The following is a 22329-nucleotide window of genomic DNA, read 5'->3' as shown; positions in this document are numbered from 1 at the left end:
TTATTCACTCCATTAATTAGTCTCTGGTGTCACTTGGAAGACCTGGCCTTCCAGTGCATTGACGTAAAAATCCTTCTTATTATCCAGAACAATTTGCCATGCAGGTGTCAGGACTTGAGAGGAGGTCTTTAAAGGGACCATCATGTAATAGCCCTGCTCTGCCTTGACGATCTTGCTCTTTTCCTTGATCATTCCCTTATCAAAGAGAGTTTCAATCGCCTTGATGGCCGGCATCATCTGCTCCTTCTCTTTAAACTCCTTAATGCTGCTCAGATAGGTCTGACTATAGGCATAAATCTGGTTTTGCTTATTCAGGTATAAGTTGATCTCCGCATTTTGATTGTTAAAGAGCGGCTTGTCTTTATAGGACTGATAAAAGGTTATTGTATTCGTTTTTTTACTGTATGTCCAGAAGCTGTACTCCTCACCAAATTGGATGTTCTCATTGACAAACTTCTCGATTTCCTGCTTGTCCGATGGATCATTGACTTTATAAGGCACTTTAAAGGTGGAGTATAAAGACGTTTGATTGACGGTCAGCTTCTGATCCTTCAGTCCTATCAGATCCTCTTTTTTAAATACCCGGCTTTTTCCGATAATATACTTATCTGTTCTGCTCTCATTGAGGGTGGACTGAGGAATCTTATCATACTTTATTCCGTTATCCTTTAATTCATCTTCAAACTTTGATTCGGTGAGTACATCATATTCATTTGATATTCTTTTAACTATTAATTGATAGGCCAAGAAAATATCCAGAATAAGAAAGACAATAATAAAGATTGTCTTCGTTTTATTCCAATCCAATCGTATCCCCTCCCGGCTTGCCGAAAGGAACGCGTTTCCAGACTCCGGCATAACGGTAGTACCATTCAGGCTCCAAAGTTACCAGCATTTCCTGGTCTTCGCGCTTCAGTTCATAACCCAGTTTGATATCCTGAATGAGTTCATTCTTTATATTTTTAATGGTATAAAGCTCCTGCAGTACTTCTTTTCCGCCGGGCAGCTTCACCGGGTCCTCATCATACGGGATTTGAAAGTCCAATGTAAAGAATGGCCGGTTGTATTGATAGACATCGTTTTTTCCCCAGTATTGCACGATTTCAGACATTCCGCTGTCGTTAAACACCGGCAGGCCGTCTTCAAATAAACGGAAGGTGATCTTTTGGTCGAGTTCATTATAACCGGCATAACGGTATTTGTCCTCCCATCCTGCATGATCATTCACAAAGGCAATGCTCTTGCGCAGCAATTCGGAAGTGCTCCCTATGAACTGATTTTCATTCGGCGGACTGATGTAGGACAGTGTCATTGTATCCTTGTAGATATTCAAAAGACTCTGGCCGTCTGTAATTTCATCTCCCCTTGGGTAGATGGAATTGGGATCGCTGAACAATGCATCCTGGAACTGCTTCGTATCAATTTTAGATATTTTATAGCTGTACCGGGGCAGTTTCGGTGTTTCCGGCATGAATACCGCATGATTATGCGAAATTACATACTTTTTATAGACCTTATCCTCATAGAGGGCGGAAGAAAATCTATAAAACTTTTGCCGGAAGCTTTCGACGAAGCTTGTGCTGACTTTGCTTTGGTAAATCTTCTTTTTGTCATAGGAAACAAAATAAACAGAAGTTTCCCTTTCTCCCATATTGTTGACATTAATGATAATACGGTCAAATTCCCCCTTGGGAAGGGTTTTATTATTCATGGCGAGCACGGAATTGTATAAATGCAGAGGGACTGTTTCCGGAAAAATAATCTCTGTTTTCCCTTCTCCATGGACGAAGCTTAAAAACTCCTTGTCAGATATCCGGTTTGATATATCCGAAAAGCTGTAAAAAGACCAGTGTGTGATTTCCTTCATCACCTTGTTGATTTCCGTATCACTGGTCGTAACAAAATGCTGATTATTTTTATGGTACATGACTTCCATCGGCTTCACGATGCTGCCTATGTTCTGTTTATTTTTAATGGATACCTGGATATACTCGCTTGGGTCCACCGCCTTTTGGTATTCAGGCTGGTAGGCCCAGATGCTGAAGGTAAGACCGACACTGACCAGGACGAGAACAGTGAGAATAATGCTTTTGTACAGTTCTCTTCTCATGACCATTCATCCTCTTGGTCTTGATCATAAGGAAGGGTAAAGAAAATCGTTGTCCCTTTTCCTTCTTCACTTTTCGCCCAGATGTTCCCGTTATGCGCTGTAACCATTTCCTTGGCAATGGCAAGGCCCAGTCCGGTACCTCCGAGTTTTCTGGAACGGGCGCGGTCCACACGGTAAAATCGTTCAAAGACACGTACGACATTTTCCTTTGGAATTCCCATCCCCTGATCCTTAATGCTGACTTCTATTTCATTTTCCAGCTCGCGGACGCGGAACCGGATCATGCCGCCTTCTGGAGAGTATTTCAATGCATTAGAAATGATATTGTCAATAATCTGGGTGATTTTATCCTCATCAATTTCCACGAAAATCGTTTTCTTGGGAAGCTCCCTTACAAAGGAAACATTTTGGTCCTTACTCATTTCGAAGCGGTCGATTATATGGTGGAAGAACTCCGTAAAGTCCACCCACTGCTTGGTAATTTTATAATCCTTGCTGTCGAGCTTGGAAAGCTGCAGAAGGTCATTGACCAGGCGGATCATCCGCTCTGTTTCCTTTTGCGTGACTTTTAAAAAGTGCGGTGCAATGCTTTCATCCTGCCAGGCTCCGTCCGATAAGGCTTCTAAATAGCTGCGCATGGTAGTCAAAGGAGTCCGGAGTTCATGGGACACGTTTGCGACGAATTCCCTGCGTTCTTCCTCGATTTTCTCCTGCTCCGTTATATCATGGAGCACGGCGATGAGCCCGTTGACAAAGCCGGTTTCTCTTTGGATGACCGAAAAATTGGCTCTTAAGATCAAGTCTTTGGCAGATGTGCTGTTATCAAGGATGACCGATTCGTTTTCCTCCAGCAGTTCCTCAAAGGTATACTTCTCTTCAAGCCCCAGAAGAGGAACAATCTGCTGGGTGATGACTGTTTCACGTGAAACATCCAGCATTTTTGCAGCCTGTTCATTGATCAGGATGATGCGTCCTCTTCGGTCTGTAGCAATGACGCCGTCCGTCATATAGGATAGGACGGAGGAAAGCTTTCTTCTTTCGCCCTCTGTTGATGACTGGGCATCCTGCAGCTTTTTGGTCAGATTGTTAAAGGTAATCGCAAGCTGGCCGATTTCATCGTAGCCGTAGACTTTAACCTTCCTGGAAAAGTTTCCTTTTGCCATGGCAAGGGCCTGCCTTCTCATATCAGACATTGGCCTGGTGATGGTCTGTGCAAGGAGAATTCCAAGTATGGCGGTGATTCCAAGGGCTATCGCCGTCCCGGTCGCAAAAATCTTGTTGATTTCTTTGACCTGGCCGAACACGGATTCAATATTGGCCTTCAGATAGATTGCTCCCACAATCTCGCTTTTGGTCTTTACCGGCGAGATGAGGATCCAGACCCGCTTCCCTTTTTCGACATTGATATTGCTTTGCTGGACTCCTCCGCCCAGCGTCAGCTTGATTGATTTATCCGTAACTCTCTTTCCGACGATTCCCTCATTGTCTGATTTCGATGTCCCGAGGATTTTACCGCCGGTATCCATGACCCGCATTTCAATGATATCTTTGGTTTTATTATTATCTTTCAGGATCGAGTTAATATCTTGTTCAAGTGTGGTGGAATTCTTGTCTCTCTCCTTCATGATGGCTTCTTCGACACTGAAGGATAAGATATTGACCTGCTGCTTTAAGGAATTCTCAAAGTTGTTCTTAAGTTTATCCTCCAGACCGTCCACAAAATAAACACCGATGATCTGCATGGCCACCAAAATCAGGAGCACATAGATTAGAACAAACTTAAGATGGATGGAACGAAAAAAACCTACCTTTTTCATGAAGTATTACTCCTGTTCAGGATTGCGGAGATAGTAGCCTACGCCCCGGCGGGTGACGATCCAGGCAGGATGGCTTGGATTATCCTCGATTTTTTCCCTGAGACGCCTTACGGTCACGTCTACCGTTCTTACATCCCCATAATAATCATAGCCCCACACGGTTTGAAGCAGATGCTCCCTGGTCATGACCTGGCCGATATGCTTGGCAAGGTAATGCAGCAATTCAAATTCGCGGTGAGTCAATTCAATGGTATCCCCTCTTTTGGAGGCAATATACGCATCCGGATGGATCATCAGTGAACCGATGGTGATTTCCTTAGAATCATCATCTTCATTGCCCTGGCTTGCAGAGGCCTGCTGTCTTCTTAGGTTCGCTTTCACCCTTGCAATGATTTCCCTTGTACTGAATGGCTTCGTTACATAATCATCTGCCCCGAGTTCAAGGCCCAATACTTTATCAATCTCCGAATCTTTTGCCGTCAGCATAATGATTGGAGTATCATACTTTTTTCTGACTTCACGGCAGACTTCCATCCCATCCCTGAGCGGAAGCATGATATCAAGAAGAATCAAATCCGGCTGAATTTCGTCTACCATTTTTACAGCTTCATTGCCATCATAGGCACAATGGACATCGAAGCCCTCTTTTTTTAAGTTAAACTGCAAGATGTCTGCAATTGGTTTTTCATCGTCGACTACAAGGATTCTTTTATCCATGAAAATGCTCCTTTATACTGAACTTGTGGAAAATTCTTTATAAATCTATGTTAACCTGATTATCCGCTGTTGAATATGAGACATATGTTCTCTATTATAATTTATCATGATACAGCGCTTAAATCACCTTTTATAGCCCTATTGGTAAGTGTTTACTGCTTTTTATGTAAAAAAAGACTGATTTCAGCAATCAGTCTTCTTTGTGAATATATTCTAAAGGATTTTTCAATCCGCCATTTTTGTGTACCTCGAAGTGAAGATGCACACCCGTCGAATCCCCTGTTGATCCCATAATCCCAATTTTCTCTCCAGCCGAAACCGTCTGGCCCGCATGAACAGAAATAGAATTCAGATGCCCGTAGAGGGTTTCATAGCCATTATGATGATTAATCACGACTTTATTCCCATAGCCGTCATGGCTCATCGCTGCAAATACGACTGTCCCATTATCCGCCGCATTAATCGTGCGGTCCCTGGTACCGGAGATGTCAATGCCCTTATGATGCTTCCCCCATCTATAGCCCATCTTGCTGGTAATAACACCGCCCATTGCCGGCCAGCGGAAGGTGCCTGTGCCGATGGAGGGAGTTACCTTTGTCCCCTTTTCAATAATGGTATCCTGCGGTTCTGCAATCACTTGCTGAGCTTCAATATCCTTTTTGACTTCTACACCATTTTCTTTAGAAACAGCAGCCTGAACCTGGATTTCCCCATTTTTTCCCTGCTGTTTGATTTTCATTTGTCCCTTTGGAAGATCACGGTTTTCGATAATTTTTTCAGAATGCGGGACCTTCTTGGTCTCCACCACTTCCTTATCCAGAACCACATCTGCAAATGGGATGGTATCTTCAACCTTCAGGACGCGATCATCCTCCAGTTTTTGACCGTCTATAAGCCCGGGGTTCAGCTTAAGCAGGGCAGGGACATCCATATCATTCTGCTCTGCTATCTTCGCTGGCTGCTCACCCTGTCTAGCCTGATAGGTTTTAATCTCAGCTTTTCCCTGTTTCAGCTTGTCCAGGGCCTGATTTGGATTGACAATCTGATCAGGTTTAACGGTTTCTGCTGACACTTCCATATTTTTCGTAAGACGGATATCCTTTATCTGTGTATTTCCGCTGTTTTTCTGCTCTACCGCTCTTAATTCATCCTTTGATAGATACTGATATTTAAAGCTTTGAATCGTTGCCTCCGCGGCTTTTTTTTCAGGGAGATAAGCGACCTTCTTTCCATCCACCTTGATGGAATAAGATTTTGCTTCTACAGGTGCCTGTTCTAGCTTCTTCATCACCTTATGATCCTCTGTACGGGGAATCAGCACTTGCTCAGGGTCCAGCACTACCTCCTTTTTCATAGAAAAGGAATAATGAGGATACTTCTCCTCTGCCTGTTTAACCTTTCGCTCCACAAGCCTCTTCACCTGCGCTTTGTCAGAGACCTTTCCGAGGTGGTGGCCCTTATAGCTTACATTGTATACTTTAGGCAGCATAGACCCCAAGGCCGCTGCAGCATGCAGAGATCCAAAGGACAGGATAATGGCCAAGAAGACCAGCTTCCGGAGAAGCGGTTTATTTTTATATATAACATGCAGCTTTTTCTTCATCATCTTCCCCCATAAAACAATCAGCCTGTTTATTTCTTTCATTCATTAAGAATCCTAAAGAAATTTAACATATCCTGACCTTTTATAGGTAAAAAGTAATAATATTGTAATATAATTGTTGAGTCTATGAAAAAGAAGCGCCAGAAATACACAACTAAAGACGGAATTTTCCAGTCTATTCAGTCAGAAAAAAGACAAAAATAAAAAACGCCCAGAAACCGGACGTTTTTTCAAAAGGATGGCTCAGGACGGAATCGAACCGCCGACACAAGGATTTTCAGTCCTTTGCTCTACCGACTGAGCTACTGAGCCAAATATGCGGCTTGCGCTAAGCTTCAAATTTCTTCGTCAGCTCCTTCACTCACATCCTCACGTATGAACATACGCTCCGGTGTTCGTTCAGTCGCTTCCTCGAACTTTTCGCTTATCACAACCCTTAAATGGGTGATTTTAAAAAAAATGGCGGTCCCGACGGGAATCGAACCCGCGATCTCCTGCGTGACAGGCAGGCATGTTAACCGCTACACCACGGGACCATTATTAGATAAAAATAGTTCGTTATGCTCTTTATCTCTGCATAACTGTCTCTTCCTCTTCAAGTACATCAATGATGTAAATGCGTCGAGACAACTCGCAGATCAATCACCGTAGATTTCGCTCGTCGCTACACCACGGGACCACTTTTAAATATGTGCTTTTTTGTTCTAGAATAAAATAATATGTAAATGACCCCTACGGGATTCGAACCCGTGTTACCGCCGTGAAAGGGCGGTGTCTTAACCGCTTGACCAAGGGGCCATAAATGGTGAGCCATGAAGGATTCGAACCTTCGACCCTCTGATTAAAAGTCAGATGCTCTACCGGCTGAGCTAATGGCTCTCAATAAAATTTTACATGCCGCTTATAATATATAGTTCAAAAACTCATTTAAAACTCGAGGAAGTTAACTCCGGACGACACTCAAGTCTCAGACCGTTTCTCAAGCAGCAGCTCGACTTGAGCGCTGATGCTAGAGCTATGAAGCGAATTCGTTCGTGCTCTACCGGCTGAGCTAATGGCTCGTATTATATTGCCTCAGCGACGTTTATAATAGTAGCATAGAATTATAGAAGATAGCAATAGTTTTTCTGAAAAATATCATTTTATTTTTTCACCACTAATTTCCCCTCTTTAAACATTAAAAAAGCAGGTGGAGAAATCTTTCTCCGCCTGCATTCATTTAGGAACTACTAAGCCTGTCTCCATGGGCTTCTTACGATGTTTGTCTGAGTGCGGTCAGGTCCGACTGAGAACATGGACAATGGCACGCCTACAAGCTGGGAAACACGTTCTATATAGTGGCGTGCATTCGCTGGAAGTTCATCCAGGGAACGGCAGCCTGTAATGTCTTCAGTCCAGCCTGGAAGCTCTTCATATACTGGCTCGCTTTCTGCCAGGATTTTCAGGCTGGCTGGGTATTCTTCCATTACTTTGCCTTTATGGCTATAAGCAACACAGATTTTTAACGTTTCAATTCCTGTCAGAACGTCGATGGAATTCAGTGACAGATCCGTCAAACCGCTGACACGTCTTGCATGGCGCACAACTACAGAATCGAACCACCCAACACGGCGCGGACGGCCTGTTGTTGTTCCGTATTCACGGCCAACCTCACGGATTTGGTTTCCGATTTCATCGTTCAATTCAGTCGGGAATGGGCCATCTCCTACACGGGAGGTGTACGCCTTACATACACCGACTACATGATTGATTTTAGTAGGGCCTACTCCGGATCCGATCGTAACGCCTCCTGCCACCGGATTTGAAGAAGTGACGAAAGGATAGGTTCCCTGGTCGATGTCCAGCATGACTCCCTGTGCTCCTTCAAACAAGACACGCTTGCCTTCATCCAGTGCGTTATCTAATACAACCGATGTATCGCAAACGAACTTCTTAATCTGCTGGCCATATTCATAATATTCATCAAGAATTTCTTCAATCGTAAAACCGCTTGTTTCATAAAAGCGCTCAAGAAGGCGATTTTTTTCTTCTAGATTTCTTTCAAGTTTTTCTTCAAAAGTATCACGTTCAAGAAGGTCAGCTATCCGGATTCCATTCCGTGCTGCTTTATCCATATAAGCAGGTCCGATGCCTTTTTTCGTTGTTCCAATCTTATTTGCGCCTTTTCTTTCTTCCTCTACTTCATCAAGCTTTAAATGGTAAGGAAGGATCACATGTGCACGATTGCTGATACGGAGATTGTCTGTAGTGATTCCCCGCTCGTGAAGATATGCAAGTTCTTTAACAAGAGCTTTAGGATCTACAACCATTCCGTTGCCGATTACACAGATTTTATCGCTGTAAAAAATACCGGATGGGATCAAGTGCAGTTTATAGGTTTCACCATTGAATACAATGGTATGGCCGGCGTTGTTTCCGCCCTGATAACGTGCGATCGCCTCTGCATTTTCCGATAAAAAGTCTGTAATTTTTCCTTTTCCTTCATCGCCCCACTGGGTTCCCACTACTACAACTGAAGACATTCTTCCATGCACCTCCAAATTTACGTTCAGCTGATTGAATCAGCTGCTATCAACTCTTTTAATTTTACCAATAAAAGAGGAAATTAGTCAAATAAAAACCGAACGTTTTAATACGATCTTTATAATTCGTTCGTTAATGGGTTCTTATTTTCTATCATCAGGCAAAAAAAATAGCCATCGGCAAAAAAGATACCGATGGCTGCAGCTAAGCACCCGGCGGGACAGCTGCATCATCAAACCGCCGTTCGAGGTTAACGAATTTATTATATTCTTTTACAAAGGCAAGAGAAACAGTCCCTACCGGCCCATTACGCTGTTTGGCAATAATAATTTCAATGATATTCTTATTTTCGCTTTCCTTGTCATAATAATCGTCACGGTAAAGGAAGGCGACTATATCGGCATCCTGCTCAATACTTCCCGATTCACGGATATCAGACATCATTGGACGCTTATCCTGACGCTGCTCCACACCACGGGAAAGCTGCGAAAGGGCGATAACAGGCACCTGAAGCTCACGCGCAAGAGACTTTAAGGAGCGGGAAATCTCCGATACTTCCTGCTGGCGGTTTTCGCCTGCCCGTCCATTTCCCTGAATTAATTGGAGATAGTCAATAAGAATCATGCCAAGGCCGTGCTCCTGCTTAAGGCGGCGGCATTTAGACCGGATTTCACTGATCCTGACACCCGGTGTATCGTCGATAAAGATCCCTGAATTAGACAGACTTCCCATAGCCATGGTCAGCTTTCTCCAGTCTTCGTCTGTCAGAGAGCCGGTACGGAGGTTCTGGGCATTGATATTGCCTTCCGCACAAAGCATACGCATAACGAGCTGCTCAGCACCCATCTCCAGTGAGAAAATCGCGACATTTTCTCCTGCTTTAGTTGCGACATTCTGGGCAATATTAAGAGCAAAGGCTGTTTTACCTACAGAAGGACGCGCAGCCACAATGATGAGATCGTTTCGCTGAAATCCCGCCGTCATACGGTCCAGCTCAGAAAAGCCGGTTGGAATTCCGGTGATGTCCCCCACACGGTTATGAAGCAATTCAATATTGTCATACGTACGAACCAAAACATCCTTAATATTTTGGAAGGCTCCGGAGTTTTTGCGCTGGGCCACTTCCATGATATTCTTTTCCGCTTCACCTAAGAGGCTCTCCACTTCATCCTCCCGGGAATATCCTTCCTGGGCGATGGTTGTGGCAGTCCGGATCAACCTGCGCAGCAGGGATTTTTCCTCGACAATCCTTGCATAGTATTCAATATTGGCCGCCGTTGGGACAGAGCCTGCAAGCTCGCTTAGATAGGCCACTCCGCCTACATCCTCAAGCTGCTTGGAAGCCTGGAGCTCCTCTGTCACGGTTACCAGGTCCACAGGCTTTCCTGCATCACTGAGCTTCAGCATGACATTGAATATTTTCTGATGCGCACTCCGATAAAAGTCCTCAGGAATCATGGCCTCAGAGGCAACCGTTAAGGACGACGGTTCTAAAAAGATGGCCCCCAGCACTGCCTGCTCTGCTTCTATATTCTGTGGCGGAATACGGTCTGTAAACATTTCATTCATGAGTTTACCTCCTTCCTCCATTTTTCTCTAGCAATCTATTTGGCTGTTCTTTAGAGATAAAAGCAAAAAAATGTGATGAGACGTAAAAAGAAAGTCCCATCACATTCTATCATTTTTTTAGCCCTTTTTAACAGTCCAATTATTTCTGTTCTTTGACCGAAACAGTCAAGGTTGCTGTAACCTCACTGTGAAGCTTGACCGGAACCTTTGTATGGCCGAGAGTCCGGATCGCATCTTCAAGCTCTATTTTTCTTTTATCAATTTTAATTCCATGTTTTTTCTGAAGCTCTTCAGCAATCTGCTTGCTGGTAATGGAACCAAACAATCTGCCGCCTTCGCCTGATTTAGCTAAAAGCTCGACTGTAAGCTTTTCCATTTCCTCTTTTTGCTTTTTCGCTTCAATCAGCTGATTTTCCGCTTCTTTTTCTTCCTTTTTCTTTTGGGCAGTCAAGGTTGCAACTTGTGCTGTGTTTGCTTCTACAGCAAGTCCCTGTTTAATTAGGAAGTTTTGAGCATAGCCATCGGCCACGTTCTTGACTTCCCCTTTTTTCCCTTTGCCTTTTACGTCTTTGAGGAATATGACTTTCATTCTTTTTGTCCCCCTTCTAAGTAATCATCTATAGCCTTCTTTAATTGTTCTTCGGCTTCATCTATGGTGACCTCTGACAGCTGAGTGGCGGCATTGGTTAAATGACCGCCCCCTTCCAAGGCTTCCATGATGATTTGTACATTGACATCTCCCAGAGAACGGGCACTGATCCCAATCAAATCCCCTTCTCTTTTGGAAATAACGAAGGAGGCTGATACTCCATCCATCGTCAGGAGTGTGTCTGCTGCCTGCGCAATGAGCACATGATTGTTCATCTGGTCAGGGCTGCCCTTTGCAATGGCAATACCCTCCTTGTAAAAGGAGACAGATTCAATCAGCTTTGCTCTCTGGATATAGGTGTCGACGCTTTCTTTCAGGAACTTCTGGACGAGTACCGTATCCGCGCCGTGGGCCCTTAAATAGGAAGCCGCATCAAAGGTTCTTGCACCGGTCCTGAGTGTAAAGCTTTTTGTATCCACGATGATGCCCGACAAAAGGGCTGTAGCTTCCAGCATTTCAATTTTACCACGTTTCGGCTGATACTCCAGCAATTCGGTTACCAATTCGGCTGTGGAGGACGCATAAGGCTCCATATACACAAGCAGTGAATTGGCAATGAATTCTTCTCCACGGCGGTGATGGTCAATCACAACCACTTTATCAAACCGGTTTAACAGCTTTTCATCAATGAGCATGGAAGGCTTATGGGTATCCACCACAACAAGCAGCGACTCATCTGTAATCATTTCATATGCTTCTTCAGGACTTATAAAGCGCTCAAAAAGATCGGCCACTTGTTTTGTTTCGTCAATCAGTCTCTTTACCCCGGTATCGAGCTCGCTGAAATTCACGACAATATAAGCATCCCGCTGGTTCATATCGGCTACCTTTGATATTCCGATAGATGAGCCGATGGCATCCAGATCCGGGAATTTATGGCCCATAATAATGACTTTATCACTATCCACGACGATATCCCTTAAAGCGTGGGATATGACCCTGGCCCTGACTCTTGTTCGTTTTTCAATCGGGTTGGTCTTTCCTCCGTAGAATTTGACCTTCCCATTTGTAAGCTTGATGGCCACCTGGTCACCCCCGCGGCCCAGTGCCAGATCAAGACTGGACTGAGCCAGACTACCAAGCTCCGGCAGGGAGGAAACACCAGAGCCCACTCCGATGCTCAAGGTGAGCGGTACATTCTGCTTGGCGGTCGTTTCCCGGATTTCATCCAGAATGGAAAACTTCCCTTTCTCAAGGTGCTGAAGAATATGTTCATTATAGACCGCTATAAACCGGTCTGCAGACACCCTTTTCAAGAAGATCCCATTGTCCTGGGACCATTTATTCAAGAGCGAGGTGACTAGGCTGTTAATATTGCTGCGTCTATGGTCATCCATTCCCTGTGTCAATTCATCATAGTTATCCAGGAAAATAATAGATATAACCGTTCTTTCATCTTCATATAACTTTTCAATTTCGACCTGCTCTGTTACATCAAAGAAATAGAGCAGCCGTTCTTCGCGTTTATGAATAATCCGGAACTTGCGGTCAACCAGGGTAATCGTCTCTGATTCCACTTCCTGCTTAATCAGGGGCACAATCGATTCGGCCACATCATAAAGGGATCTTCCCACAAGGGTATCTTCATTGAAGCAGGATGCCATATAGGGATTGGTCCATTCAATAAAATAGTCATCATTAATAAGCATAATACCAATCGGCATTTCAAGCAGCGCTTCTTCTCCCACCTTTTTCAGACGATAAGACAGTGTCGAAATGTATTCTTCGGTCTCCCTGCGTGTTTTTCGTTCAATCTGCAGGATCAGATAGAATAAGGCTGCCATCAAAATGGAGGCTGCAAGAGCAACGATCCATTGATGAAATGCGAGAAATACCAGAAGTCCGAATACTGCCAGGATCAGGCCGTACAAAGGATATCTGATTGACTGATTCTGCTTTTTTAGATTAGAGGGCATCGTTTCAGCTCCTAAAAGCATAAAGTATAATTTATTTGTTTTGATATCTCTCCCGTATCCGCATTCCCAGGTCTATGATCCCCAGCAGGCGGATTACATATTGAAATATCGGGAGGAAGAAGGAGAAAACAACAGCGGTCCAGGTAAGTGCCTTAGACCATCCTTTTACACTGCTGAAGAAAAAAACAAGGGAATATCCCTGCAGCAATATCAGGAACTGTAGGATATACAACAGATTCGCTATGATTATGAACATGGTTCCCTGCCCGGAATGAACAAAAAACGAAAGGGCCATTACAATAAGATAATACCATAAAACACTTTTTGGAAGCTGTAAATTGCCAAGCGACTTCCATATCAAAGGTGTTTTGGAGAGCCTCTTAAGAAACGGAGTCAGAACAGCCAGGATCACCAGCACCATAGTCATCGAAGAAATAACAAAAATACTTGGAACAAGCATTTTGATCATTTTCAATTTTTCTGTGAAATTCTTGGTTACAGCTTCATTTGGAGCCTGCCCGAGCTGTTCCAGGAACTTGGAAGACTGATTCATGCTGTTTTCCATCATTTTGATGGCTGTCTCTATAATATTCATATGTAGGAAATAAATAATAAAAATATACAGAATGACCATGCCTGTCAAAAATATCATGACGGAACTTAAATAAAGGGTGCCAAATGAATTTTTCTTCCTCAGATTATAGCCTATTGCGATCCCTGTCCCTCCGAACAGCAGGGCAGTCGGAAGGAAATACAGGCTCCCAATTACCGTGGTCAAAACGGCCCCTGCGGCCAGGTAGCAGATAGACCAGGACAGATCATATTTAGAGGCAACCAATACAAAGGGAAGCGGCAGAATCAATGTAAGAAACGTCCCAATGACCGGAAGCTGAAGACATAAAAATAGTAAAATACAAAAAACAGTGAGCAAGGCTGCACTCTCTGCAATTTTCCTTCCATTATTCATTCATTCACTTCCTAAACCTATATAATAAGTAATATACAATAGTTTAACTATAACTAGTATACCCTTTTCCATCAACCTTACTGCACAAGCAGTATGGGCAGACCAGTCTATTTCCCATCAGAACAGAATATGCCGATTAGGAGGATCTATGAAAAAAGCGGTTATTTTTGATTTAGACGAAACCCTTTTGGACAGAAGCCGGTCGCTAAGGGCTTTTATTACGGGGCAGTATAGAAGGTTCAAGATGCATTTTAAGGATATGGAGGAACAAGTCTATGCATGCCGCTTTATTGAGCTGGACCAGCGCGGCTATACAGGAAAGGATGTGGTCTATAAACAGCTTTTGAAGGAATATCCCATGACAGCAATAAGCTGGAGGGAGCTGCTGGATGATTACAACACACACTTTTTTGAACATTGCATTCCATTTCCCGGCTTAAAGGAGACCCTGAATGTATTGAAAAAAGAGGGATATGCTTTAGGCATCATAACCAACGGCAGGACAGGGTTCCAGAACCGTAATATTGAAGCCCTGGGGATCCAGGATTTAATGGATGTCATCGTAATTTCAGAAAAAGAGGAAGTGAAAAAGCCGGATTCCGCCATTTTCCAGAGAGCACTGGCACTCCTTCAAATCTCATCAGAAAACGTTTTGTTTGTCGGGGACCATCCGAAGAATGATATGGAAGGAGCTTCACGCGCCGGCCTTCATACAGTTTGGAAGGATGACGGATATTATGAGGATTTTTCCCATCCGTATACCATTACAGACCTGTCTGAGCTGCCACGCCTGGCATTCGAGCTCATACCCAGCATAAAAAAGACATCCTAAGCAGGATGTCTTTTAACTGAAATTATTCACCAACTACATATGGAAGTAGTGCCATATGACGAGCACGCTTGATAGCTACTGTCAATTTACGTTGGTATTTCGCATGTGTACCAGTTACACGGCGAGGTAAAATCTTTCCGCGTTCAGAAATGAACTTTTTAAGAAGATCTACATCTTTATAGTCGATATGTGTAATACCGTGTGCTGTGAAGTAACATACTTTACGACGTTTCGCACGTCCGCCTTTACGTCCGCCCATTGCCATCGATAATTCCCTCCTTCATGTTAATACTTTACTATTTTTTTCACCTTAGAACGGCAGATCATCATCAGAAATATCGATTGTTTGTCCGCTATTTGAGAATGGATCTTCGTCTACGCGTGTATGGTTGTTGTTGTTGCTGCGTTGATTCTGATTTTGATTTTGACCGAACGGGTTATCCTGTCGCTGGCCGCCGCCGTAGCTGCTTCCACCTTCATATCTTTCCCCGGCATTATTGCTGTTTCTAGGTTCAAGAAATTGAACACTTTCCGCCAAAATTTCAGTAACGTATACTCTCTTACCATCCTGGCCTTCATAATTGCGAGTCTGAACCCTGCCATCTACGCCAGCCAAGCTTCCTTTTTTCAAGAAGTTAGCGGCATTTTCAGCAGGCTTGCGCCATACTACACAATTGATAAAGTCAGCTTCACGTTCACCCTGCTGGTTTGTGAAAGTGCGATTAACAGCCAATGTGAATGTTGCAACTGGAACTCCATTCGGAGTATAGCGCAGCTCAGGATCTTTTGTTAAACGCCCTACAAGAACGACGCGATTCATCATCAGAATCAACTCCCGATATTTTCATTTTGTTTCCGGGGGGAAACAAAAAGTATTTATATAAATTATTCTTCTTCTTTAATAACGATATGACGGATCATATCTTCGCTGATTTTAGCAAGACGATCGAATTCTTGAACTGCAGCCGCGTCAGCAGTAATTTTTACTAGCTGGTAGTATCCATCACGGAAATCATTGATTTCGTATGCAAGACGACGTTTTCCCCAGTCCTTAGACTCAGCAATCTCCGCACCATTATCAGTAAGGATTGTGTTGAAACGCTCGATAAGAGCTTTCTTCGCATCTTCCTCAATGTTTGGACGGATGATATACATAACTTCGTATTTTTTCATCACTGTCACCTCCTTTTGGTCTAAACGGCCCATAAATGGGCAAGGAGCAATTATATACAATTAATTACTCACAAGAAAGAATTATAGCATAAAGTATACCTATTTGCAATATGGGTTGAGGGAATTAAAAATGTGAGGCTAGTGTATTTTACAGACCTGTTGTTAACATTTGTAAAACTGGGGTTTTGCCTTCGAAAGTTTATTTAGGTCTATTTTAAAAATGAAGCTGCCAGAGTTCCGTTCCGGCAGGAGATGGAACATAGTATTGCAGCAAATAACAGTTTTTAGAAGTGAAAACTTATTTCTATATTATAAAACCACATACATAAAAAGGGTTTGGATACAAAATAATTCCAAACCCTTTTTGCGATATGCGTCAATCACAAAGTTATTTTTAGACATTCATTGTGCCTAAATTTTTGTCAGCTATGCGGGCACCGCTTTGCGCTTTTATATTATCCAGCTGCGAACTGAGACCCTCGAGTCATAAGCCAATCAGTCCACGGGAAGAAATGCGCTTCCAATGGTCTGCTCGTCTTATGCTTGTCGGGTCTCTGCCTTCCAAATGGATTTAGATTAAGTAAGAATTGACATTATCATTAATCTTCAAACATGTTTGGTTTGGAAGGCACCGCTTTGCGCTTTTATACGTTAAATCTAAAGTGTATGACGTCTCCGTCCTGGACGATGTAGTCTTTTCCTTCGAGGCGGACTTTTCCTGCTTCTCGGGCAGCTGTCATGGTGCCTCCTGCGACCAGGTCTTCGTAGGAAACTATTTCTGCGCGGATGAAGCCGCGTTCGAAGTCTGTGTGGATGATTCCGGCGCATTGCGGGGCTTTCATGCCTTTTTTGAAGGTCCAGGCACGGACTTCCTGAACGCCTGCTGTAAAGTAGGTGGCAAGTCCAATCAGGCTGTAGGCTGCGCGGATCAGCTGATCCAATCCGGATTCTTCGATTCCAAGCTCGGAAAGGAACTCCAGTTTTTCTTCTCCTTCGAGCTCAGAGATTTCTTCTTCAATTCTTGCACAGATGGTGATGACTTCTGCGTTGTCCTTTTCTGCGTATTCTTTTACACGCTGGACATATTCATTTTGATCTGGTGCTGCTACGTCATCTTCGCTGACGTTGGCAACATAAAGAACAGACTTGGCTGTCAGCAGATGTATTCTCTTGGCAATCTTCTGCTGTTCTTCGGTAAATTCCACCGTACGGGCAGGCTTTTCGGCTTCCAGCGCTTCCTTCACCAACAGCAATACTTCGTGTTCAGCCATAGCTTCTTTATCTTTTTGCTTGGCCATCTTGCCTACACGATCTATACGCTTATCGACAGATTCCAGGTCTGCAAGGATCAGCTCAAGGTTGATGGTTTCAATATCATCAATAGGATCGACTTTCCCTGAAACGTGTGTAATGTTTTCGTCCTCAAAGCAGCGGACTACATGGCAGATTGCGTCTACTTCACGTATGTGGGAAAGAAACTTATTTCCTAATCCTTCTCCTTTGCTTGCGCCTTTTACAATCCCGGCAATATCGGTAAATTCAAAGGTCGTAGGAACGGTTTTCTTCGGCTGAACCAATTCAGTCAGCTTTTGAAGACGGTGATCCGGTACCTCTACAATTCCTACATTCGGTTCGATCGTACAAAACGGATAGTTGGCAGATTCAATGCCTGCCTGGGTGATAGCGTTAAACAATGTGGATTTACCTACGTTCGGCAATCCCACTATTCCAGCTGTTAAAGCCATTTCTATTCCTCCCTTTAAGGATATTTATCTATGTCAAAACGTGAAAATTCTACAATTTTACCCCTACCAATTATAGAGATACCCCCTAAAAAAGACAAGAGGGCCCTTTTAATGTCTGAAAGAATTAAATATGTCTATTCCTGCTCGTTCTTCACCAGGATTTTCTTTACCTTCCGGCTAAATTCTCTTCTTGGAATCAGAACACTGTGGCTGCAGCCTTCGCACTTGATCCGGATATCCATCCCCATCCGGATGATCTTCCAGGCATTCGCCCCGCAGGGATGCGCTTTTTTCATCTCTACAATGTCCCCAAGTCCAAATTGCTTTTCCTCCATGGCCTTTTCCTCCGTTTTTTATTTTTCCTCGGTTTGGTTGTACATCACCATTCTTGGATATGGAATCTTGATGCCGTGTTCATCCAATACCAATTTGATTTCCTTCCTTAAGGCACGGGCGATATACCAGTGTTTCATTGGCAGAGTTTCACCGACCACCCGCAGGATGATTTCGTTCTGCTTCACATTCTGTATCCCCAAAAGCTGTGGTTTTTCTACCAGTTCCTCGTATTTTTCCGGCATTTCCTCCAGCAGCTCTTCAATATGTTTCTCTGCTTCATCTATATCCTCATCATAGCTGATTCCGATATCTACCACTGCCACACTATTATGGATGGAAAAATTGGTAACCTCCGATATATTCCCGTTAGGAACAATCAGGAGCTCTCCGGTGAAATTCTTGATTTTACTGGTTCTTAAACCAATCTCCTCCACGGTACCTTCAAACTGGCCGATTCTAACATAATCACCTACTGAAAACTGGTCCTCCAAGATGATGAAAAAGCCGGTAATTACATCCTTAACCAGACTCTGTGCGCCGAATCCGACTGCAAGACCGATAATTCCAGCTCCGGCAAGCAGGGCCTTAACATCTATGGAGAAGACCTGCAGGATCGCCATGGCAGCTATAAAAAAGACCACATATCTGATGATGTTATCCAATAGCTTTAATAGAGTGGCTTCCCTGCGCTCAGAAATTCGAAGAGGACCATGTGCGCGGCCAAAAAAGAATTTTTGCAGAGTCGTTTTTCCAAAGCGGATGATAAGGGCGGAAACCAGCAGGATCCCCAGGATTTTCAGGGCTCCAATCCCCAGGGCAATCCACATTTCCTCTTTTGTCAGAAGCTTGATCATATGATTATAAATGTTTTCAGTATGTTTCATGGATGCCACCACTTTCCCGATGCTTCTCCTTGTTTTTTCTGCAAGCTTGACTCTGAATTATTTTATCAAGAAACATTGAGTTTTTGTATAAATAGACTTTGGGTATATGAGAAGAACCCAATTTTTTACTTCCTGCTATCGACGAATCTGCCAGAAAGACGATAATAGCAAGATTTTATTTTCTATCAACTATGTATAGATTTACTGAATTTTCCGTATACTGTTAATACTTTTACAGAGGAGTGGGATTATGAGCTTTAAACCGAATCTTTTTGAAAATCCTAATAGAATGTTCCGTGTCCAATGCGAGGAATTGGATGCAGCTCAAAAAATATCCAAAGAACTGCTGACCCTTATTTCCCCTGAAAGAAATCAGCCCATTGTCATTGTTTGCATTGGTACGGACCGTTCAACAGGTGATTCTCTGGGACCGCTCGTAGGAACACTTCTTGAAGAGAAATCCGCTTCCAGCTTCCACGTATATGGAACACTTGAAGATCCCATACACGCAGTCAATCTAGAGGAAAGATTAAGGGAGATCAACCGGCTGCATCGGAATCCCTTTATCATCGGTATTGATGCCTGCCTTGGCAGGCTGAAAAGCGTCGGCTCCATTCAAATCGGCCAGGGGCCGATCAAACCGGGAGCTGGAGTGAATAAAGAGCTGCCCGCAGTAGGAAATATGCATATAACCGGCATCGTGAACGTAAGCGGCTTTATGGAGTTTTTTGTACTGCAGAACACGAGGCTGAGCCTTGTGCTGAAAATGGCCAGGGCTATCGCTGACGGTATTTCCCGGGCAAGTTTATCCGCTGCCGCAAGCAGGAGCAGCATGCCCCATCTGAAATGGAACTTTGAACAAGAACAGACTCCCTGACATCAATAGGCTGGCAATATCCATGTTCACCGCCGGCCTTTAAGACTGATCCAAGCCATTTAGAAGCTGAGAGGAACGAAATAAAGGAATGTTACAATCACAGCTGTGACTGCAATTCCCGGAAGCAGATTTGCCACCCTGATTTTGGTCAGTCCGATGAGGTTTAACCCGATTGCAAAGATCATGATCCCCCCTGCGGAAGTCATTTCCGATATGAAGCTGTCCATCAGAGGTTTAGGGACCATGTCATTGATCTGGGTCGCAAATAGAGCAATCAAACCTTCATATAAGAGAACTGGAACAGCTGAAAAAATCACGCTGATGCCAAGGGTCGTTGCCAGAACCAGCGCAGTGAAACCATCTATAACGGCCTTCGTATAGAGCACATCATGGTCGCCTCTGATCCCGCTGTCCAGCGCGCCAATAATGGCCATTGCCCCGATTAAAAAAATTAATGTCGCAGTAACAAAACCTTGTGCAATGGATGAGCCGCTGTTCGCTGAACCGCCCATTTTCCTTTCCAGCCACCTGCCAAGTGCATTGAGTTTTGCATCAAGATCCACCCATTCTCCCCATACAGCCCCAAAGACCAGGCTCAGAATGACGATTAGGAATTCCTTGCTTTTAAACCCCATCTGCAGCCCCAGTACGATCACAGCAAGCCCGATTCCATACATAACTGTTTCTTTTATTTTTTCAGGTATCTTATGAAACAGCTTTCCTAACAGCGTGCCTGCGATGATGCAGACTGCATTAACTATTGTCCCCATTAGCACCATAGTAATCACCTTTTATTATTTTCTAGCTGCATGTAAAACTGGACATTCATTTATAGAAGCCTTATAAAACATAAAGGGCTGGCTCCCTCTAAGCGGGGATGCCATGCCCAGATCCGTTACATACTCTCTTCATTATGAAGATACATGATCATCCAGCAGCTCTAATATTCTTTCTAAATCGTCATTTGAAAAAAATTCTATTTCGATTTTTCCCTTTTTCTTTGTTTTTTTTATGGTCACTGTTGTTCCAAACTTTTCTCTCAGTGTATTTTCTCTTTCCTGTATAAACAGGTCTTTTTTCTGCTTCGTTTTCGCTGTTTCACGTGGAACGTCCGAATTGAGATTCTGAACCATCTGTTCAAGCTGACGAACGTTGAGATTTTCCTTCTTAATCTTTTGAACCACTTCAGAAAGCAGGGACTTTTTCTTCAGGCCAAGCAATGCCCTTCCGTGACCCATGGATATTTTCCCTTCGGCTATCAAAGCCTGAATATCCTCCGGAAGGGACAGCAGCCTGATATAGTTCGCAATGTGAGGTCTGCTCTTTCCGAGCCGCTTCGCAAGCTCCTCCTGTGTAAGGTTAAGCTTGTCCATAAGCGCTTGATAGGCGGTCCCTTCCTCCAGCGGATTTAAATTCTCCCGCTGAAGGTTTTCCAGCAGAGCGAGTTCCATCATCTGCTGTTCATTCAGCTCGCGCACGACTACAGGTACATTCTTGAGTCCTGCTTCCTTTGCAGCACGGAACCGGCGCTCACCCGCTACAATTTCATATCCTTTAATGCTTTTGCGTACAATCAATGGCTGGAATATGCCATGCTGCTCGATAGAAGCTTTAAGCTCTTCGATCGCATCAGCCTGAAAAACCTTCCTTGGCTGATAAGGATTCGGACGTAAGTCTTTGATCTTCACTTCCTGGATCGTATCCTCCCGGCCAGCCTCAAGATTTTGAAACAGGGCATTAATCCCCTTTCCAAGTCCTTTAGCCATTTGAAACCACTTCCTTTGCCAAATCTAAATAAACCTCAGCTCCTCTGGACTTTGGATCATAAATGATAATCGGTTCACCGTGGCTGGGTGCTTCACTTAGACGGACATTGCGCGGAATGATCGTTTTATAGACCTTGTCCTGAAAATACTTTTTCACTTCTTCTATTACTTGTATTCCCAGATTTGTCCGTGCATCAAGCATGGTTAGCAGAACTCCTTCGATTTTCAGGTCCTGATTCAAATGCTTTTGGACGAGCCTTACCGTATTGAGCAGCTGGCTTAACCCTTCAAGCGCATAATACTCACACTGCACGGGAATCAGGACTGCATCGGAAGCAGTCAAAGAATTTATAGTCAAGAGGCCGAGTGATGGCGGACAGTCAATAATAATATAATCATAGTCTTGTTTAACAGATTCAAGAGCTCTTTTGAGCCTTACTTCCCGGGAAATAGTCGGAACAAGTTCGATTTCAGCTCCAGCAAGCTGAATGGTTGCTGGAATGGCATATAAGTTTTCGACCTTGGTTCCTTTAATGACGGAGTGAACTTCTACATCATCCACCAGCATATCATAAATGCATTGCTCCACATCCGCTTTATCGATGCCTATCCCGCTGGTGGCATTTCCTTGAGGATCTATATCAACCAATAATACCTTTTTTCCTATGTATGCCAGACATGCACCCAGATTGACTGAAGTAGTCGTTTTGCCCACCCCGCCCTTCTGATTTGCAATGGCGATTATTTTACCCACGGTGTCACCTGCCTTAACTCTTTAAAAATCACAATACTTCTTCTATTTTAGCATGAATCAACCAGTAATTTGTTTATTTCCAGAAACAGTT

The 22329-nt window shown here is 43.8% G+C and carries 21 protein-coding genes and 4 tRNA genes; 2 read left to right on the top strand and 23 right to left on the bottom strand.

Annotated elements, in window-relative coordinates:
• Positions 1 to 12: 12 nt before the first annotated feature.
• The 14 genes from H539_RS0125340 to H539_RS0125275 all read right to left on the bottom strand — a co-directional run bounded on the left by H539_RS0125340 (position 13) and on the right by H539_RS0125275 (position 13871).
• On the bottom strand, positions 13 to 807 hold the full coding sequence (locus H539_RS0125340) for a two-component system regulatory protein YycI (RefSeq protein WP_026695844.1): 795 nt from the start codon (positions 805 to 807) through the stop codon (positions 13 to 15).
• Positions 794 to 2110, bottom strand: coding sequence for a YycH family regulatory protein (locus H539_RS0125335; protein ID WP_051348808.1), 1317 nt, complete (start codon positions 2108 to 2110; stop codon positions 794 to 796). The genes H539_RS0125340 and H539_RS0125335 overlap by 14 nt, the downstream gene beginning before the upstream one ends.
• The gene (walK, locus tag H539_RS0125330) at positions 2107 to 3927 is read right to left on the bottom strand and encodes a cell wall metabolism sensor histidine kinase WalK (protein ID WP_026695842.1); all 1821 of its coding nucleotides are present in this window, start codon (positions 3925 to 3927) and stop codon (positions 2107 to 2109) included. The genes H539_RS0125335 and walK overlap by 4 nt, the downstream gene beginning before the upstream one ends.
• 6 nt (positions 3928 to 3933) lie before the next feature.
• Positions 3934 to 4644: a response regulator YycF gene (gene yycF / locus H539_RS0125325; RefSeq protein WP_026695841.1), complete on the bottom strand. Its 711-nt coding sequence runs from the start codon at positions 4642 to 4644 to the stop codon at positions 3934 to 3936.
• 190 nt (positions 4645 to 4834) lie between these two features.
• Positions 4835 to 6289 (bottom strand): M23 family metallopeptidase, encoded by a 1455-nt coding sequence (locus tag H539_RS0125320; RefSeq protein WP_026695840.1) that lies wholly within the window; start codon positions 6287 to 6289, stop codon positions 4835 to 4837.
• Positions 6290 to 6486: 197 nt separating this feature from the next.
• Positions 6487 to 6559 (bottom strand) — tRNA-Phe (locus H539_RS0125315).
• Between the two features lie 148 nt (positions 6560 to 6707).
• A tRNA-Asp gene (locus tag H539_RS0125310) sits at positions 6708 to 6783 on the bottom strand.
• A 190-nt stretch (positions 6784 to 6973) separates the two neighbouring features.
• Positions 6974 to 7045: transfer RNA gene (locus tag H539_RS0125305), tRNA-Glu, on the bottom strand.
• 5 nt (positions 7046 to 7050) lie between these two features.
• Positions 7051 to 7126, bottom strand: a tRNA-Lys gene (locus H539_RS0125300).
• A 350-nt stretch (positions 7127 to 7476) separates the two neighbouring features.
• Positions 7477 to 8769 carry an adenylosuccinate synthase gene (locus H539_RS0125295; RefSeq protein WP_026695839.1) on the bottom strand — a complete coding sequence of 431 codons (1293 nt, stop codon included), beginning with the start codon at positions 8767 to 8769 and terminating at the stop codon, positions 7477 to 7479.
• A gap of 205 nt (positions 8770 to 8974) precedes the next feature.
• A complete protein-coding gene (gene dnaB / locus H539_RS0125290; protein WP_026695838.1) occupies positions 8975 to 10339 on the bottom strand; it encodes a replicative DNA helicase in 1365 nt (454 codons plus the stop codon).
• A 139-nt stretch (positions 10340 to 10478) separates the two neighbouring features.
• Positions 10479 to 10928, bottom strand: a complete 450-nt coding sequence (gene rplI, locus H539_RS0125285) for a 50S ribosomal protein L9 (RefSeq protein ID WP_026695837.1) — start codon at positions 10926 to 10928, stop codon at positions 10479 to 10481.
• Positions 10925 to 12904: a DHH family phosphoesterase gene (locus H539_RS0125280; protein ID WP_026695836.1), complete on the bottom strand. Its 1980-nt coding sequence runs from the start codon at positions 12902 to 12904 to the stop codon at positions 10925 to 10927. Before H539_RS0125280 ends, rplI begins: the two co-directional genes overlap by 4 nt.
• A 31-nt stretch (positions 12905 to 12935) precedes the next feature.
• A complete protein-coding gene (locus tag H539_RS0125275; RefSeq protein ID WP_026695835.1) occupies positions 12936 to 13871 on the bottom strand; it encodes a YybS family protein in 936 nt (311 codons plus the stop codon).
• 148 nt (positions 13872 to 14019) lie between these two features.
• Here H539_RS0125275 and H539_RS0125270 point away from each other — a divergent pair, with 148 nt between their 5' ends.
• Positions 14020 to 14703, top strand: a complete 684-nt coding sequence (locus tag H539_RS0125270; RefSeq protein WP_026695834.1) for an HAD family hydrolase — start codon at positions 14020 to 14022, stop codon at positions 14701 to 14703.
• 22 nt (positions 14704 to 14725) lie between these two features.
• Here the strand turns inward: H539_RS0125270 and rpsR are convergent, their stop codons facing one another.
• From rpsR to H539_RS0125240, 6 genes are all read right to left on the bottom strand, one after another.
• Positions 14726 to 14962, bottom strand: coding sequence for a 30S ribosomal protein S18 (gene rpsR, locus H539_RS0125265; RefSeq protein WP_026695833.1), 237 nt, complete (start codon positions 14960 to 14962; stop codon positions 14726 to 14728).
• 51 nt (positions 14963 to 15013) lie between these two features.
• A complete protein-coding gene (gene ssb / locus H539_RS0125260) occupies positions 15014 to 15526 on the bottom strand; it encodes a single-stranded DNA-binding protein (RefSeq protein ID WP_026695832.1) in 513 nt (170 codons plus the stop codon).
• Between the two features lie 62 nt (positions 15527 to 15588).
• Complete coding sequence (rpsF, locus tag H539_RS0125255) at positions 15589 to 15876, bottom strand: 30S ribosomal protein S6 (protein WP_026695831.1); 288 nt, start codon at positions 15874 to 15876, stop codon at positions 15589 to 15591.
• Between the two features lie 644 nt (positions 15877 to 16520).
• Entirely contained in the window at positions 16521 to 17621 is a 1101-nt protein-coding gene (gene ychF / locus H539_RS0125250) for a redox-regulated ATPase YchF (protein WP_026695830.1), read from the bottom strand.
• Positions 17622 to 17755: 134 nt separating this feature from the next.
• A complete protein-coding gene (locus H539_RS0125245; protein ID WP_026695829.1) occupies positions 17756 to 17956 on the bottom strand; it encodes a DUF951 domain-containing protein in 201 nt (66 codons plus the stop codon).
• 18 nt (positions 17957 to 17974) lie between these two features.
• Complete coding sequence (locus tag H539_RS0125240; protein WP_026695828.1) at positions 17975 to 18841, bottom strand: mechanosensitive ion channel family protein; 867 nt, start codon at positions 18839 to 18841, stop codon at positions 17975 to 17977.
• A gap of 250 nt (positions 18842 to 19091) precedes the next feature.
• Between H539_RS0125240 and yyaC the strand changes: the two genes are divergently transcribed.
• A complete protein-coding gene (gene yyaC, locus H539_RS0125235; RefSeq protein ID WP_026695827.1) occupies positions 19092 to 19718 on the top strand; it encodes a spore protease YyaC in 627 nt (208 codons plus the stop codon).
• 59 nt (positions 19719 to 19777) lie between these two features.
• Here yyaC and H539_RS0125230 read toward each other — a convergent pair whose 3' ends face one another.
• The 3 genes from H539_RS0125230 to H539_RS0125220 all read right to left on the bottom strand — a co-directional run bounded on the left by H539_RS0125230 (position 19778) and on the right by H539_RS0125220 (position 22238).
• Complete coding sequence (locus tag H539_RS0125230) at positions 19778 to 20497, bottom strand: DUF554 domain-containing protein (protein ID WP_026695826.1); 720 nt, start codon at positions 20495 to 20497, stop codon at positions 19778 to 19780.
• 132 nt (positions 20498 to 20629) lie between these two features.
• Positions 20630 to 21484 carry a ParB/RepB/Spo0J family partition protein gene (locus tag H539_RS0125225; RefSeq protein WP_026695825.1) on the bottom strand — a complete coding sequence of 285 codons (855 nt, stop codon included), beginning with the start codon at positions 21482 to 21484 and terminating at the stop codon, positions 20630 to 20632.
• Positions 21477 to 22238 carry a ParA family protein gene (locus H539_RS0125220; RefSeq protein ID WP_026695824.1) on the bottom strand — a complete coding sequence of 254 codons (762 nt, stop codon included), beginning with the start codon at positions 22236 to 22238 and terminating at the stop codon, positions 21477 to 21479. The genes H539_RS0125225 and H539_RS0125220 overlap by 8 nt, the downstream gene beginning before the upstream one ends.
• Positions 22239 to 22329 lie beyond the last annotated feature (91 nt).

It is taken from the genome of Peribacillus kribbensis DSM 17871 (assembly GCF_000430765.1).
In the GTDB taxonomy this organism is placed as follows: Bacteria; Bacillota; Bacilli; order Bacillales; family DSM-1321; genus Paraperibacillus; species Paraperibacillus kribbensis.
This window is presented reverse-complemented; position numbering and strand designations above follow the sequence as displayed.

Bases quoted from the DNA above. Each gene is read 5' to 3' on its own strand.
- rpsF (WP_026695831.1), bottom strand. From the start codon at position 15,876: ATGAAAAAATACGAAGTTATGTATATCATCCGTCCAAACATTGAGGAA.
- ssb (WP_026695832.1), bottom strand. From the start codon at position 15,526: ATGATGAATCGCGTCGTTCTTGTAGGGCGTTTAACAAAAGATCCTGAG.
- H539_RS0125240 (WP_026695828.1), bottom strand. From the start codon at position 18,841: ATGAAACATACTGAAAACATTTATAATCATATGATCAAGCTTCTGACA.
- H539_RS0125320 (WP_026695840.1), bottom strand. From the start codon at position 6,289: ATGAAAGAAATAAACAGGCTGATTGTTTTATGGGGGAAGATGATGAAG.
- H539_RS0125275 (WP_026695835.1), bottom strand. From the start codon at position 13,871: ATGAATAATGGAAGGAAAATTGCAGAGAGTGCAGCCTTGCTCACTGTT.
- H539_RS0125270 (WP_026695834.1), top strand. From the start codon at position 14,020: ATGAAAAAAGCGGTTATTTTTGATTTAGACGAAACCCTTTTGGACAGA.
- dnaB (WP_026695838.1), bottom strand. From the start codon at position 10,339: ATGAATGAAATGTTTACAGACCGTATTCCGCCACAGAATATAGAAGCA.
- H539_RS0125225 (WP_026695825.1), bottom strand. From the start codon at position 21,484: ATGGCTAAAGGACTTGGAAAGGGGATTAATGCCCTGTTTCAAAATCTT.
- H539_RS0125335 (WP_051348808.1), bottom strand. From the start codon at position 2,110: ATGAGAAGAGAACTGTACAAAAGCATTATTCTCACTGTTCTCGTCCTG.
- ychF (WP_026695830.1), bottom strand. From the start codon at position 17,621: ATGGCTTTAACAGCTGGAATAGTGGGATTGCCGAACGTAGGTAAATCC.
- walK (WP_026695842.1), bottom strand. From the start codon at position 3,927: ATGAAAAAGGTAGGTTTTTTTCGTTCCATCCATCTTAAGTTTGTTCTA.
- H539_RS0125245 (WP_026695829.1), bottom strand. From the start codon at position 17,956: ATGGAGGAAAAGCAATTTGGACTTGGGGACATTGTAGAGATGAAAAAA.
- H539_RS0125230 (WP_026695826.1), bottom strand. From the start codon at position 20,497: ATGGTGCTAATGGGGACAATAGTTAATGCAGTCTGCATCATCGCAGGC.
- H539_RS0125295 (WP_026695839.1), bottom strand. From the start codon at position 8,769: ATGTCTTCAGTTGTAGTAGTGGGAACCCAGTGGGGCGATGAAGGAAAA.
- yyaC (WP_026695827.1), top strand. From the start codon at position 19,092: ATGAGCTTTAAACCGAATCTTTTTGAAAATCCTAATAGAATGTTCCGT.
- rpsR (WP_026695833.1), bottom strand. From the start codon at position 14,962: ATGGGCGGACGTAAAGGCGGACGTGCGAAACGTCGTAAAGTATGTTAC.
- rplI (WP_026695837.1), bottom strand. From the start codon at position 10,928: ATGAAAGTCATATTCCTCAAAGACGTAAAAGGCAAAGGGAAAAAAGGG.
- yycF (WP_026695841.1), bottom strand. From the start codon at position 4,644: ATGGATAAAAGAATCCTTGTAGTCGACGATGAAAAACCAATTGCAGAC.
- H539_RS0125280 (WP_026695836.1), bottom strand. From the start codon at position 12,904: ATGCCCTCTAATCTAAAAAAGCAGAATCAGTCAATCAGATATCCTTTG.